The sequence below is a fragment of the Sapientia aquatica genome (genome assembly GCF_004358105.1).
Classification (GTDB): Bacteria; Pseudomonadota; Gammaproteobacteria; order Burkholderiales; family Burkholderiaceae_D; genus Solimicrobium; species Solimicrobium aquaticum.
Window position 1 is genome coordinate 33,119 of sequence record NZ_SMYL01000007.1, and the last position, 14,752, is coordinate 47,870.

10 protein-coding genes are annotated in these 14,752 nt (G+C 49.6%); 6 read left to right on the forward strand and 4 right to left on the reverse strand.

Annotated features, from left to right (window positions below; all coding sequences use genetic code 11):
- Positions 1–56: 56 nt before the first annotated feature.
- Positions 57–1,412, forward strand: coding sequence for an MFS transporter (locus E2I14_RS13350; protein ID WP_133329351.1), 1,356 nt, complete (start codon positions 57–59; stop codon positions 1,410–1,412).
- A gap of 91 nt (positions 1,413–1,503) precedes the next feature.
- Here the strand turns inward: E2I14_RS13350 and katG are convergent, their stop codons facing one another.
- A complete protein-coding gene (katG, locus tag E2I14_RS13355; protein ID WP_133329353.1) occupies positions 1,504–3,690 on the reverse strand; it encodes a catalase/peroxidase HPI in 2,187 nt (728 codons plus the stop codon).
- Positions 3,691–4,020: 330 nt separating this feature from the next.
- Between katG and E2I14_RS19910 the strand changes: the two genes are divergently transcribed.
- The 4 genes from E2I14_RS19910 (at position 4,021) to E2I14_RS13375 (ending at position 10,248) form a co-directional block, all read left to right on the forward strand.
- Positions 4,021–5,763: a methyl-accepting chemotaxis protein gene (locus E2I14_RS19910; protein WP_133329355.1), complete on the forward strand. Its 1,743-nt coding sequence runs from the start codon at positions 4,021–4,023 to the stop codon at positions 5,761–5,763.
- 62 nt (positions 5,764–5,825) lie between these two features.
- Positions 5,826–7,916, forward strand: coding sequence for a methyl-accepting chemotaxis protein (locus E2I14_RS13365; RefSeq protein WP_133329357.1), 2,091 nt, complete (start codon positions 5,826–5,828; stop codon positions 7,914–7,916).
- A 3-nt stretch (positions 7,917–7,919) separates the two neighbouring features.
- Positions 7,920–9,452, forward strand: coding sequence for a chemotaxis protein CheW (locus E2I14_RS13370; RefSeq protein WP_133329359.1), 1,533 nt, complete (start codon positions 7,920–7,922; stop codon positions 9,450–9,452).
- 145 nt (positions 9,453–9,597) lie between these two features.
- The gene (locus E2I14_RS13375) at positions 9,598–10,248 is read left to right on the forward strand and encodes a hypothetical protein (RefSeq protein WP_133329361.1); all 651 of its coding nucleotides are present in this window, start codon (positions 9,598–9,600) and stop codon (positions 10,246–10,248) included.
- Here E2I14_RS13375 and E2I14_RS13380 read toward each other — a convergent pair.
- Together E2I14_RS13380 and E2I14_RS13385 are read right to left on the reverse strand one after the other, a co-directional pair.
- Positions 10,242–10,901, reverse strand: coding sequence for a cupin domain-containing protein (locus tag E2I14_RS13380; RefSeq protein WP_454877244.1), 660 nt, complete (start codon positions 10,899–10,901; stop codon positions 10,242–10,244). The genes E2I14_RS13375 and E2I14_RS13380 overlap by 7 nt on opposite strands.
- A 112-nt stretch (positions 10,902–11,013) precedes the next feature.
- Positions 11,014–12,039: an AraC family transcriptional regulator gene (locus E2I14_RS13385; RefSeq protein ID WP_133329365.1), complete on the reverse strand. Its 1,026-nt coding sequence runs from the start codon at positions 12,037–12,039 to the stop codon at positions 11,014–11,016.
- A gap of 132 nt (positions 12,040–12,171) precedes the next feature.
- Between E2I14_RS13385 and E2I14_RS13390 the strand changes: the two genes are divergently transcribed.
- A complete protein-coding gene (locus tag E2I14_RS13390; RefSeq protein ID WP_133329367.1) occupies positions 12,172–14,433 on the forward strand; it encodes a fatty acid desaturase in 2,262 nt (753 codons plus the stop codon).
- A 9-nt stretch (positions 14,434–14,442) separates the two neighbouring features.
- On the opposite strand, the gene E2I14_RS13395 is transcribed toward E2I14_RS13390, so the two are convergent.
- Entirely contained in the window at positions 14,443–14,724 is a 282-nt protein-coding gene (locus E2I14_RS13395) for a c-type cytochrome (RefSeq protein ID WP_165967833.1), read from the reverse strand.
- Positions 14,725–14,752: the final 28 nt, after the last annotated feature.

Genomic DNA, 14,752 nt, shown 5'->3' on the forward strand with positions numbered 1-14,752 from the left:
CAGAAATATAGTGAACGGTAAGCATATACCGATACGAATTTTGGAGACTTGACACCATGCTTAATACATTGAATCCCGATAGCGCCCATTCCGGTGGACATTCTTCTATCAAGCCAGCAGTAACGGCGACTACAAAATCCAATCATCACGATCAATCGTCAATTACTCCCAACGAAATTGCAGTGGGCGTCATCATCGGTCGTGCGTCCGAATACTTCGATTTCTTCGTGTATGCGATTGCGTCGGTGTTGGTTTTTCCTTCCGCGTTTTTTCCGTTTGAACAGCGTTTAGAAGGCACCTTGTATGCCTTTGCGATTTTTGCTTTAGCCTTCCTCACGAGGCCACTAGGCACGGTCGCTTTTATGGCGATTCAACGGCGCTATGGACGCGAAGTTAAATTAACGATTGCCTTATTTATGTTGGGCACATCGACCGCTGGTATTGCGTTCTTGCCGACTTTCTCGCACATCGGGATGGCGTCGATTGCCTTGCTGGCCTTGCTGCGTATGGGGCAGGGTGTAGCGGTGGGCGGTTCGTGGGACGGTTTGCCTTCGTTGTTGGCGCTCAACGCACCTAAAAAACGGCGCGGCTGGTACGCAATGTTGGGGCAACTCGGTGCACCGATTGGTTTTATTATGGCGGGCTCGTTGTTCGCTTATTTGTCTACCTCATTATCGACGGCTGATTTCCAAGAATGGGGCTGGCGTTATCCGTTTTATGTCGCGTTTGCGATCAATGTGGTCGCCGTTTTCGCACGCTTGAAACTGGTCTCGTCGGATTCCTTCGCGCGACTGCTAGAGCAAAAAGAATTAGAACCAACCAATGTGGTTGAGATGTTGCAATCCCAAGGCCGTAACGTATTAATTGGTGCTCTCGCCGCCTTAGCAAGTTACGCATTGTTCCATCTGGTGACGGTGTTCCCGCTGTCGTGGATTTTGCTCACCTCAACGCGCTCGATCACCGATGTATTGATCGTGCAAGTAATCGGTGCTGGCTTGATGGTGGTTGGCATTGTGATTTCAGGAATTATTTCCGACCGCATCGGACGACGCAAAACATTGGCTTCGTTTGGTTTGCTGATTGCAATATTTAGCTGGTTTGTACCAGTTTTAATGGGCGGCCAAGTGTGGCAGCAAAATGCGTTCATTTTGTTGGGCTTTGTTTTGTTAGGCTTGTCTTACGGTCAAGCCGCGGGCGCGGTGACGGCAAACTTCCCATTGAAATACCGTTACACCGGCGCTGCTTTGACATCGGATTTATCGTGGTTAGTTGGCGCAGGTTTTGCCCCGTTAGTGGCGCTGGGTTTATCGGCCCATTTTGGCTTAGCTTATGTCAGCTTGTATTTATTGTCGGGCGCGCTATCGACCATGGCGGCGTTGAGTTTGAATCGTGCCTTGGAGATTCGTGATTAGTCATCAATAACGAGAAGTCCAAATAAAAATGGGGCCGGTTTGACTAAGATAAGCTTAGTTAAACCGGCCCCAACTTTTTACAACCTCGTGATTACTTCAAATCAAAACGATCCAGATTCATGACCTTAGTCCATGCTGCGACAAAGTCTTGTACAAACTTTTCTTGCGCGTCGCTTGATGCATAAACCTCAGCGAAAGCGCGTAATTGTGAATTGGAACCAAACACTAAATCAACAATAGTTCCCTTCCATTTTAATGCGCCGGTTTTTCTGTCATGCCCTGCCAACACGCCGACTTCAGCCTTACTCCATTTGGTACTCATATCGAGCAAATTCACAAAGAAATCGTTGCTTAATGTTTCTGATTTGTGCGTGAATACACCCAATTGAGAATGATCAAAATTGGCGTTCAAGGCGCGCAAACCGCCGATTAATACCGTCATCTCTGGTGCAGTTAATGTCAGCAATTGCGCCTTATCCAGCAAGTGTTCAGCCGCCGAATCTTCCAAACCTTGGCGGATGTAATTACGGAATCCATCGGCTTGTGGTTCGAGTACTGCAAACGAAGCCACGTCGGTTTGAGCTTGTGCTGCATCGGTTCTACCTGGGACAAAGGGAACTTTGATTTCTTGTCCCGCTTTTTTTGCTGCCGCTTCGACTGCCGCTGACCCAGCTAACACAATTAAATCCGCCAACGATATTTTTTTGCTACTCGCTTGAGCGGCGTTAAAGCCTTGTTGAATGCTTTCTAACGTTGCTAATACTTTGGCTAATTCAGTCGGATTATTTGCTGCCCAATCTTTTTGCGGAGCCAAGCGAATCCGTGCACCGTTAGCGCCGCCGCGTTTGTCGCTGCCACGGAAAGTCGACGCCGAGGCCCATGCAGTCGTGACTAATTGGGCAATCGATAAACCAGATGCCAACACTTTTGCTTTTAACGTGGCGATATCTTGTTCATCAATTAAAGCGTGATCGACTGCTGGAACTGGGTCTTGCCAAATTAAGACTTCTTTCGGTACCAAGGGGCCGAGGTAACGTGCTACCGGGCCCATATCGCGATGGGTTAATTTGAACCAAGCGCGTGCGAAGGCGTCGGCGAATTGATCTGGGTTTTCGTAGAAACGTCGTGAGATTTTCTCGTAGGCCGGATCAAAACGCAGCGCCAAATCGGACGTCAACATTGCAGGGGCATGTTTTTTCGATGGATCGAACGCATCAGGAACGGTATTGGCGCCCGCACCATTTTTGGGTGTCCATTGATGCGCACCCGCTGGGCTTTTAGTGAGTTCCCATTCATAGCCAAACAAGTTGGTGAAATAGTCGTTGCTCCACTGGGTCGGCTTGCTCGTCCATGTGACTTCCAGTCCGCTGCTGATGGCATCGTGACCTTTGCCGCTGCCATAGCTGCTGGCCCAGCCTAAACCTTGCTGCTCAATTCCGGCTGCTTCTGGTTCTGCGCCAACGTGCTTAGCGTCGCCTGCGCCGTGGGTTTTACCAAAAGTATGTCCGCCCGCGATCAATGCAACGGTTTCTTCGTCGTCCATTGCCATGCGGGCAAACGTGTCGCGAATGTCGCGTGCGGAAGCGAGCGGGTCAGGGTTGCCGTTTGGTCCTTCAGGATTGACATAAATTAATCCCATTTGCACGGCGCCCAGCGGGTTTTCTAATTCACGTTCGCCGCTGTAACGTTTGTCGCCCAGCCAAGTGCTCTCAGGTCCCCAGTAAATATCTTCTTCTGGTTCCCAAATATCAGGGCGGCCACCGGCGAAGCCGAAGGTTTTAAAACCCATTGATTCGAGCGCTACGTTGCCGGTCAAAATCATTAAATCAGCCCATGAGATCTGCTTGCCGTATTTCTGTTTAATTGGCCATAACAGGCGGCGTGCTTTATCCAGGTTGACGTTATCCGGCCAGCTATTGAGTGGAGCAAAACGTTGATTGCCAGTGCCAGCGCCGCCGCGACCATCGGCAATGCGATAAGTGCCAGCGCTATGCCACGCCATGCGGATAAAGAATGGGCCGTAGTGACCAAAATCGGCTGGCCACCAGTCTTGTGAATCGGTCATTAAAGCGTGTAAATCTTTAATGACCGCATGCAAATCGAGCTTCTTAAATTGTTCGGCATAGTCAAAGCCAGCATCCATAGGATCGGTTTTGGCAGAGTGTTGCGACAAGATGTTGAGTTTTAACTGATTAGGCCACCAATTCGCATTGGATGGGGCGCTAGCGACGGTGTGCTTTTGATGACCTGCGTATGGGCATTTTGCTTCGTTTGACATGGTTAGCTCCTTGGGTTGGGTGATATTGACCGAGAACTGCATTCTAAAGTAGCACTGCCAATTAAAATATTTGATTGTTTTTATAGATCCAATAGTTAAATCCTATAAAGCTATCGAGACTCTATTAATTACCTCTATCAGCGAATTTGCACTCTAACAGGTCTAGCTCAATACAGTTTTGCAGCACCATCTCACTACCAATAGCGAGCCAATTGTGACTTATAAACAGAGGCATGGACTAATCCTTGTAGAAACGATTTTGGCGACCTAGTATGAACAAGTAAGTTATTTTTAATAAGTTTTTGATTACCGTTTGTTTTGGAGGGCGACATGCGTATTGAGAATCTTACTGTCGCAAAGCGGCTTGGCATTGGGTTTGGAACATTGCTAGTTTGCTTGCTTATGGTGGCTGGTTTTGGGATGCATGGACTTCGAGCAGCGGATCAAGCGCTTCATCATATTGCTGACGTCAATATTGTAAAAATCGAGTTGCTCAGCGATATGTCGGAATCCTCTCATGTTGTAGCGCGTGTCATGCGCACCATTGCCTTACTGCACGATGATGCGGAAATTACCAAACAGACAGAAAAAATCACTGCCGAGCGCGCCATCTACGACAAGTCCTTCGGAGCGCTAGAAAAAATGCCCTTGGACGAAGCCGGTAAAGCCTTCGTTGAAAAAATCAAAATCAATGCCGCCGCCGCGCGTGAGATTAACAATAAATTCATGGCGCTGAGCAAAACCAATCCCGAAGCGTCGGTCAAACTTTTAGTAACCGAATCCATCCCGATCAACGCCGCGTGGCAAGACGCCATCCACGAATTCAGCGATTTACAAAAAAGTAAAAACCGCAAAGACGAAGACGCCGCAGCGCAAGCCTACCAAAGCACCATCACATTTATCTCGCTTTTTACCTTAGCGGCATTAATTGCCAGCATTGCGCTCGCAGTAGTGATTGCGCGCTCGATTATCAAACAATTGGGTGGCGAACCAAACTACACCGCGTCGATTGCAAACGGCATTGCCGAAGGTGATTTAACACTCGATATTGCGACCAAACCGGGTGATCGTTCAAGCTTGCTGTATGCGATCAAACTCATGCGCGACAGTTTAGAAAAAATTGTTTTACAAGTGCGCACCGGCACAGAGGCGATCACCGCTGCATCAAGCGAAATCTCAACAGGCAATATGGATTTGTCTTCGCGTACCGAGCATCAAGCCAGCGCCCTTGAAGAGACCGCTGCGTCGATGGAGGAATTGACTTCTACCGTTAAAAACAATGCCGACAATGCCAACCGCGCAAGTCAATTAGCGGTGGAGGCATCCAGCCACGCCGAAGACGGCGGTCGGGTCGTTGAAAAAGTGGTGGAGACCATGACGTCAATTAACGAATCGAGCAAAAAAATTGTCGACATCATTGGCGTCATTAATGGCATCGCTTTTCAGACCAATATTTTGGCGCTGAACGCCGCAGTAGAAGCCGCACGCGCGGGCGAACAAGGTCGCGGGTTTGCGGTCGTGGCATCTGAAGTCCGCAACCTTGCGCAACGCAGTGCCGCAGCCGCTAAAGAGATTAAAGAGTTGATTGGCGACTCGGTCGAAAAGGTTGAAGCTGGCACCGATCTGGTCGATAAAGCTGGCGAAACGATGAAAGATTTAGTCGCCAGCGTGCGCCGCGTAAGCTTAATCATTGGTGAAATTGCCGCGGCTAGTACGGAGCAAACTGCGGGCATTGAGCAGATCAATGAAGCGATTACCCAAATGGACGAAGTGACCCAACAAAATGCCGCTCTAGTTGAGCAAGCAGCCGCGGCGTCGCAATCAATGCAAGACCAAGCTAGTGTGCTCACGCGCGTCGTTAGCCTATTTAAATTACATACCCAAAACCTGGTTAATTCCTCGGCGGCGATGGCTGGTAAGGCTGCCGCAAATTCACCCTTAAAGTCCTCAATCAAGGCATCCAATAAGCCCGCTAAATTAGCTGCAAGCTCAGATAAAAAATTAATTGCAGCCAAACCGCCCGCCACCAAACAAGCGGAGCAATCGGCGCCCGATGCATGGGACGAATTTTGACTATTGCTTAGTTCAACGCTGCAAAATTGATCGTAAAAATAGAGAGTTAAAAGGAGTAGATTTTGAAAACCGGCACGCACAAGCACCAACAAACTGGCTTAGATTCCTTGGAAGAACAGAGAATTAAGTTTGATGCCATCAACCAAATTCAAGCGATTATTGAATTTGACCCTGAAGGCAATATCCTATTTGCCAATCAACTGTTCCTCGATACGATGGGCTACACGCTCGATGAAGTAGTCGGTCAACATCACAGTATTTTTTGTACGCCAGACTATATTCAAAGCGACCAATATCAGCAGTTTTGGGAATCGCTCGGCAATGGCTTTGCGCAGCAGGGCGAGTATCGACGCTTGAGTAAGCAAGGAGATTCGGTCTGGTTGCAGGCTTCGTATAATCCGATACGCAACCAAGACGGTCAGGTTTATAAAGTGGTTAAGTTTGCCACCGATATTACCGACTCGAAATTGCGTAATTCCGATTTTGAAAGCAAGATCAACGCCATTAGCCGTGTGCGTGGTTTGGTTGAGTTTGATTTGGATGGCACAGTGCTTACGGCCAATCAAAATTTCTTAACGACGTTTGGCTACGAATTAGCCGAAGTTGTCGGTCAATCCCATCGATTATTTTGCGACTCGGTGTTTGCTGGCTCGACCGAATACATCGCGTTTTGGAATCATCTGGTGACGGGTAATTTCCACCAAGGCGAATTTAAGCGCATCAGTAAACACAGCAACGATATTTGGATTCAAGCGACCTATAGTCCGATCTTCGATAGTGAGGGCAAGGTGGTTAAGATCGTCGAGTTCTCAACCAATATAACCGCGCAAAAACTAGCCAATGCCGACTCACAAGGAAAGATTGAGGCGATTGAGCGGGTGCAAGCGGTAATCGAATTTGATTTGACTGGGCGTGTGCTGCGCGCCAATGAAAACTTCCTACGCACTTTTGGTTATCAAGCCGATGAACTAATCGGCCAACATCACCGTATGTTTTGTCTTCCGCAGGAAGTCCGCTCACCCGACTATCTCACTTTTTGGGAGCGGCTTGGTCGGGGTGAATTCAATGCCGGCGAGTTTCGGCGGGTGAATAAAAAAGGTGAGGATGTGTGGATTCAGGCTTCCTACAACCCAATCTTAGACACCGATGGCAACGTTTTGAAGATCGTTAAATTTGCGACCGATATCACCGCGACCAAGCTACTCAACTCAGATATCTCGGGCAAGATCGAAGCGATCTCCCGTTCGCAGGCGGTGATTGAATTTACGATGCAAGGCGATATCTTGTCGGCTAACCGCAACTTCCTGCGCACCATGGGTTATACCGACGCCGAAGTCATCGGTCAGCATCACAGCATGTTCTGTGAAAAAGAATTGGTGCAATCGGCTGACTACCGCGATTTTTGGGCCGATTTGAGCGAGGGTAAATTTAAAAGCGCGCGCTTTAAACGTATCGGCAAACATGGCGCGCAAGTCTGGCTGCAGGCGACCTACAATCCAATTCTGGACGTGGATGGAAAACCGTTTAAGGTCGTCAAATTTGCGATGGACATCACCGAGCAAGTCAAACGCGAGCAACTTGTTAAAGACAAAATCCGCGAAATTACCGAGGTGCTGGAAGAGCTATCTACATCGATACGCAGCATTGAGCAAAATGCGCAGCTATCCAACGGTTTAGCCCAGCAAACTCAAAAAGAGGCCAAAGATGGTCACCAATTATTAGGCAAATCCTTGGATGCGATTCACGAAATCCAACGTTCGTCGCAAGACGTGCACGAAATCGTTGGCACCATTAGCGACATTGCTAGCCAGACCAATTTACTCGCCTTTAACGCCGCTATTGAAGCAGCGCGTGCTGGCGAACATGGATTGGGCTTTTCGGTCGTTGCCGATGAGGTGCGCAAATTGGCCGAGAAATCCGGTAAAGCCGCTAGCGAAATCGCCAAATTAATTAACGAAACAATCGCCCGGGTCAACGAAGGTGGGCAAATCTCATCGCAGGTTAAAAACGCCTTCGATCAGATTGAGCGCTCAGTCAACAATACCGGTAGCTCGATTGCTCAAATCCACAGCGCCACTAGCGAGCAAGCTGAAGCTAGCCAAAACGTTGCGGCCTTATTAGCGCAATTGCAGACATCGACCGAACGCGGCTAATCCATGATGGAAGCGAATACAAACGCGCCCTCGCTTGAGACTGTGACCGATCTCGGTGGAGACGAAACAGCGCAGCAAGATACGCTGCTCAATTTCGCGCAAATCGATATTGATGGCATGGCGGTGGTCATCTTGGCGCAATTCGTTATGGGTGCGGTCGTCCGTCCAGCGGCACTGACGCCATTGCCGCGTAGTCACGCCACGATTGAAGGTGTATTTACCTACGAAGAGCAATTAATCCCCTTGGTCGATTTACGCAAGTGGCTCAATCCATCGCTCGCTCACCAAGCACCGCAGCCGTATGTGATTTTGCTGCGCTCGGGTGGAAAGGTAATTGGATTAGCCGTTGATGCGGTGCACGGCATGATTCGGATTCCGCGTTCGCATAGCCAACAGATCTTGCGCGATTGTGCCGCCGATAGCTTTTTTCAACATGTCGTTAAATCGGAAAAAAGCGATCGATTATTTAGTCAGCTTGATCCCTTGGTATTGATGAATCAAGTCCAAGTGTGGGCCGAGGCGGCCGATGCAATGACCGGCGCGATACAAGATCAGGATTTAACGCATTCAGCATCGAAGGCCAAGAGGCCGTCAACCACAACTGGCGCGCAGGTGATCGTGCGCGCTGGCACATCCATTTTGGCTATCCCTGCCACGCAGGTAGCCGAAGTCATTCCTATGCCACCGATTGACGATGTATTTGCCTTAGCCGATAGGTTGCTGGGATTAACCCATTGGCACGACACTACGGTCGCGGTATTGGATTTGATCGCTACTTTAGGTTTAGAAAGTCCGCCGCAGCAGGCGCAATTATTGCTGATCTTAGACCGCGACGGCTTGACTGCGGCTATCCCAGTTAATCAGGTTTTGGCGGTGCGTAGTTTTCCAATGGGCACGGTTGATACAGATTTCCACAGTCAACCCGGCTTCCAGCATTTTTATCTCGGCACGACCTTGCTCGACAATCAAGAACGGGTGATGTTAGTTGACGGCATGGCGGTTTTAGCCGCTTGCCCTTTGAACGATTTATCGGATAAAAAAACGGCTGTCATTAATGAGGTAAATACGGATCTCGCTAACGCTAAGCAGCAAAATAGCTTGGTGACTTCCGCGCATATTGTGTTTTTTACCGATTTGACTTGGGCAATTGATATGCGCCACTTGAAAGAAATTGTCCCCGTTCCAGCCAGTTATAAGGCGAATGCTGAGACGGATGATAGTTTGATCGGTACTTGCGAATGGCGCGGAAATTATCTGCCGGTGCTCAATCCTAATGGCGCGGTAACGGGCGAGGTGCTGCACAAAAAGTTGATTGTTGTGAACTATGAAGGCAAAGATGCGGGGATTTTGGTCAACGATATCCTTGAGTTAATTCCCGCCCATCGCGGCACGCAATTTAGCTTCACTCCGCCGAACGGAATATTGGTGCGGATGATGACGGTCAATGTTGGTTCTGATCAGCGTAGTTATCGGATATTTGATTTATCGAGTGTGCATTTTTTTAAAAATTCCGTAGAACAAGCCGCGTCCGATTAACCTATCTTGTGCGCGCTTTGGTCGACCCATGCTGGTTGAAATTGGATGACTACAATTTGTTTGCGCCTGTCATCCAAACCGAATCCGCTCGCGTTATTCGCTCTGTCAATGTAAGTCCAAACTTAAAAACAGAGCCAATCCGCCGATGAGACTACTTTCCCTATTCCTGCTGCAAATTATTGTCATTGGTGCCGCGCACGCCCAAGTCATTAAATGCGTTGACCCTAAAACGAAAGCGGTATCGTTCACCGATGGCGCTTGTCCAGCCACTGATCGGGAAATTTTGATTGAGCCGCGCCATTCAGCGCAGTATTACGAGAATGAAAATATCAAAGCACAAGAGGCCAGAGAGCGCATAGATCAAAGCCTGCAGCGTGAAGCGCAAGAGACGCGGCTGTTAGCTAGGGATACCCAGCAACAAGCGAGTCCGCGTGAACCGGCTCCGATAGATAATTCCAACTCATACGAATGCAGTATTGCCAAACAAGCCTTGGGTGTTGCGCAAACCAATAACAAACCAAATCTGGATACGATAGCCTTAAAGCGCCAAGAAGCCGAGGTGGCCTGTTTGGGAGCAAACGCACATGTTCAGCTAGAAGAAGCGCGCGAAAAGCGCAAAGCCGAAGAATTGAAAATCGCTGCTGAACGCACAACGTCGGTCGTTTATATGACGAGCTGCGATCAAAGCGGCTGCTGGGGCAGTGATGGCAATCGTTATAACGCGCAAGGCAGCACTTTGGCGGGGCCACATGACAGAACCTGCCAGAAACTTGGCAATACCGTTCAGTGTCAATAACGCCCTTGCTGTCCTTGCTGTGGGCTTAACTTGTCGATAAAAAGATGCCCCGTTTTAACCAGTATTAAACAACCTTCAGTGCTAAACGGTGTGTGCATGCTCATGTGCGGGCTGCGTAACCAAGTACCCGCTGGATAACGTCCAAACTCGTCCTCAAACACGCCTTGCACAACTAAAATTTCTTCACCGCCAAAGTGCCGATGCGGATTAAATTGTGTACCCGGCATCCAGCGCACCAAGGCGGTGTGCACTGTTTCAAACTCGGATAAGGGCAATACCGACAGTCCCGCGACTAACCCTGGGTACCATTGGGCGGTTGTGGTGTCGATGACTATGCGCGTGCTGTCATCGGGCGCAAGGTAGCGCAGCTTAACAAACAAGGTGCAGCCATTAATGGAGCGCGGCGAGTGCGAGGAACCGGGCGGATTTTTAATATAGCTTCCCGCGCCATAACTGCCGGATTCATCTTGGAAGTCGCCTTCCAGCACAAAAATCTCTTCACCCAGTTCATGCGTATGCAAATTGAATTGTGAGCCAGGTGCGTAATGGACAATCGAGGTAGCGCGTGCGACTTCGCCGCCATCGCGTTCGAGCAATTTGCGTTTGATTCCCGCAACGGGCGAATCGACCCATACTACTTGTTCAGTTTGCATGATTATGCGTTGTGAATAGTCAGTGTTGAGGTTCATTTGTAGATTAAATAGCGGCGAGGAGCGCAATTATAGGGCAGCACAACTAATTGCGTTGGACGCCACAGCATTGCAATCAGTGCTTAATCTGTGCTGAATTTAACGCTCGATATTCCGATGGCGCAATATGTTCCCAGCGCTTAAACGCCCGCCTAAAATTGGCCATGTCGCTGTAGCCCAGCGTGTAGGAAATTTCTTGAATACTCAAATGAGTTGACTTGAGATGCTCCACCGCTAACACATGGCGCACATCTTCTAAAATTTCTTTGTACGAAGTTTGTTCTTCGATCAAGCGTCGGTGCAGCGTGCGCGGCGTTAAATTGAATAATCGCGCCATCAGGTTGAGTGAAGGAAATCCGCCCTGTTTTTCTAACATGATGCGCCGCACTTGGGCGCTCAGCGATTCATTTTTTACCAGCTTATCGAGCTCGCGCTGGCAAATTTGCAGCGCATCGATAAATGCTGCTTGGTCTGCCATTTTAAGTGGCTTATCCATGTTGGCTAAATCCAGCGCAATCCCAGCCCAGCTTTGTCGATAACTGACTTTGCATTTAAATAAATCACCCGCTAATGCGGCGTATTCCGGTTCGGCAAAAGGGAAGGCCACTTCGAGCACGTTGCTGGAATCCAGGGCGATGTGATCGAATAGATTTTTGATTGTCAGGATGATGGCTTCCAGTACTGGGCGACGTATTTCACCGAGCGGTAAAGGTTCGCTAAATACCAGCCGGAATTGACTCCCGTGAATTTCATTATTTAGCAACAGTAACGAGGTGCGCACGCGCAGATAGTGTTCAAACAATTCGGCGGTTTGGCGCAAGGTAGCACTATTCATCGCAGCATAGCCCAAGATACCGTGACTATTGGCGAGCAACCTTTCCCCAATCAATAAGCCAATCGCTGGCTCATTGGTAGCCGCCAAGGCATCAGTGATTAACTGTTTTAAGGTGGAGTAGGGCAGTTGAAGTGAGGAATCGTTAAGCTGCGCTTCGCTGACCTGACTGCGCTGCAGCCAGCTCGCGACATCGCCGCCCGCGGTGCGAATTTGTTCCGCGATTTGGCGTAGATAGACCACCGATAAGGAAAATTCTGTCTGTGGCATAAGCTTGTGTGCGAGGTCAGGATTGCCTCGATTGTCAATAAATGACCCATTAATGTCAATCGCGCACCTCAAGATAAGCGCTGGCTTGTCGTAGTATTGCTACAAGTCAAATAATAAAATTTAGGAGAGAGCATGTTTTTTTCAAAGACCACTAATCTGGCTACGACAGCCCATATCAATGACACAACAATTTCTGTTCTGCCCGACGAAACCTTGCTCACTGCCGCACTGCGACAAGGAATCAATTTTCCCAATAGTTGCAGGGTTGGCGGATGCGCGACTTGCAAATGCAAATTGACCGCTGGGCGGGTGAAGGAATTAACCGAATCCACCTATATTTTGTCGGATGACGACATGGATCAAGGTTACATCCTAGCGTGCCAAAGTGTGCCGCAAACTGAAGTGTCGATCGAAGTTGATCTGAGCCGCGGCAGGGCAGCACAACAGGTTTTTGGTGCTGTCATCGCCCAACACAAACTGACCCACGATATCACTCGATTGAGCGTGCAATTGGATGCTCCGCTCAATTACAAAGCGGGGCAATTTGCGCAAATCAGCGTTGACTCTTTGCCGCATGTTAACCGCAGCTATTCATTTGCCAACCCACCCCAAGAAGACGGTTGCGTGAGTTTCTTTGTGCGTAAAGTGGATGGTGGTATTTTTTCTACGCACATCCACGAACAGGATGTGATTGGGCAAAAAGTTACTATTGAGGGGCCAGCCGGTGATTTTTGCTTGCGCGATTCGGATGCGCCGATTTTATTGGTTGCCGGTGGCAGCGGGCTAGCTCCGATTTTGGCGATTCTGCAGGACGCGGTACAAAACAAAGTGCAACGGTCGGCGACCTTGTTATTTGGCGCACGTAGCTCGGAGGATTTGTACTGTCTCGACCAGATTGAAGAAATCAAGCGCCATTGGCAAGGCGAGTTTCGCTTTGTGCCCGTGCTGTCCGATGCCAGTCAGGTTGACGGTGCCGAGCGTCGGCACAACTTGATTGAGCAAATTCCGCAATCACTGGAACGCGGAGCACATGCTTATTTATGCGGCCCGCCGGCAATGGTTGATAGCGCGGTTGCGGTGCTGCGCGAGCATGGTGTTGGCAACGACTATATTCATGCCGACCGATTTCTAACTCAACATGAAGGTGGTTTGCAGCCTGCGTCAACGCCGACTGCCGCAGAATTGAATGCATCGAAAAATAAGATCGCTAACCTGTTCGATTACGTTAAGTATTTCATGTTTCACTTAGTCGGCTTATTTTCAGCCGCGTCGATTGTGGCCGGTAGTTCCGCGGTGACGTTCGGATTGTTGGGCGTGTTATTTTTTTACATTATCGGTGACGCGCTGCTCGGTGACGATAAGTCGGTGCCACGATTTACCCATCCGCGCGTCTTAACGACCCAACTTTGGCTGGCGCTGCCGTTGTTGCTCTTAATCGTCTTTTGCTCGGTTTGGACGGTCAGCACCGGCGATCCGTTTGGTTTCGGTCAATTCATCACCCAGCTAACTGGCTACGATGTAGTCGCTGCGCGCGCGGCGACTAACCTAGGACATCATATTTCCGCGCTGATCTTAACCGGTTTAGCCATTGGCTTAGTTGGTACGATTACCGGCCACGAATTAACCCACCGCACTTGGGACCCGATTTCGATGTTAATCGGGCGTTGGTTGTTGGCCTTTAGTTTTGATACCTCGTTTGCGATTGAACACGTGTACGGCCATCACCGCTATGTCTCCACTGAGCACGACCCCGCCACCGCGCCACGCGGGCGTAATGTCTATCACCACATAATTGCGTCAACCATCAAGGGCAACGTTAGCGCGTGGAAGATTGAGGCGAGACGTTTAAAACGCAAAGGCTATGCGCTCTATTCGCCACACAATGCGGTCTTGCGTGGCTATTTGATGAGTGCCGTTTTGGTGCTCGCGGCTTGGGCAATTGCTGGAATAGTCGGTGCCGTTTTCTTTACCTTATGCGCCTTGTTCGGCAAATCCTTGCTGGAAATCGTCAACTACATGGAACATTACGGCATGGTGCGCCATCCCGAGACGCCAGTGCAACCGCGCCATTCATGGAATACCAACCGCCGCGTTAGCTCGTGGACGATGTTTAATTTAACGCGCCATTCGCACCATCACGCACAAGGCGAAGTGCCTTACCATGAATTGCAACCGTACCCTAATGCGCCAATGATGATTAACGGTTATTTGACGACGATTTTGATTACGCTGGTGCCGCCGCTCTGGCATGCGTTGATGACACCGAAAGTGTTGGCTTGGGATAGAGATTTCGCCTCTAAAGACGAGCTTGAATTGGTGGCGCGGGCCAATGCGCGCAGCGGCATTGCGGGCTTAAAAAATGCTGATTCCCCTTTTGTACGTGTCAGCTCCTAACACCTGACATCAGGGTGATAGCGACGAAACATAGGCAGCTAAAGCTAGCATGTCCTCCGACGTAAGTTGTTCAACCACCGCCAACATCGGACCAACCTCAGCGCCAGTGCGGCTACCGTATTTAATGTCGACTAGCTGGCGCGCAAGATAAGAGGGAGAACGGCCGGCGGTTCTGGGTGCAGCATCAGTGCCTTTAAGTTTTGGCCCATGACATGTGGCGCATTGCCGTGTTTTGCCGCCTGTTAGTCCTTGCGCTAAACGTTGTCCTCGTTGGATGCTGCCGATTGGCACGTAAGCGGCAAACTGAGTTCGTGTGTCA

Bases quoted from the DNA above. Each gene is read 5' to 3' on its own strand.
- E2I14_RS13350 (WP_133329351.1), top strand. From the start codon at position 57: ATGCTTAATACATTGAATCCCGATAGCGCCCATTCCGGTGGACATTCT.
- katG (WP_133329353.1), bottom strand. From the start codon at position 3,690: ATGTCAAACGAAGCAAAATGCCCATACGCAGGTCATCAAAAGCACACC.
- E2I14_RS19910 (WP_133329355.1), top strand. From the start codon at position 4,021: ATGCGTATTGAGAATCTTACTGTCGCAAAGCGGCTTGGCATTGGGTTT.
- E2I14_RS13370 (WP_133329359.1), top strand. From the start codon at position 7,920: ATGATGGAAGCGAATACAAACGCGCCCTCGCTTGAGACTGTGACCGAT.
- E2I14_RS13375 (WP_133329361.1), top strand. From the start codon at position 9,598: ATGAGACTACTTTCCCTATTCCTGCTGCAAATTATTGTCATTGGTGCC.
- E2I14_RS13380 (WP_454877244.1), bottom strand. From the start codon at position 10,901: ATGCAAACTGAACAAGTAGTATGGGTCGATTCGCCCGTTGCGGGAATC.
- E2I14_RS13385 (WP_133329365.1), bottom strand. From the start codon at position 12,039: ATGCCACAGACAGAATTTTCCTTATCGGTGGTCTATCTACGCCAAATC.
- E2I14_RS13390 (WP_133329367.1), top strand. From the start codon at position 12,172: ATGTTTTTTTCAAAGACCACTAATCTGGCTACGACAGCCCATATCAAT.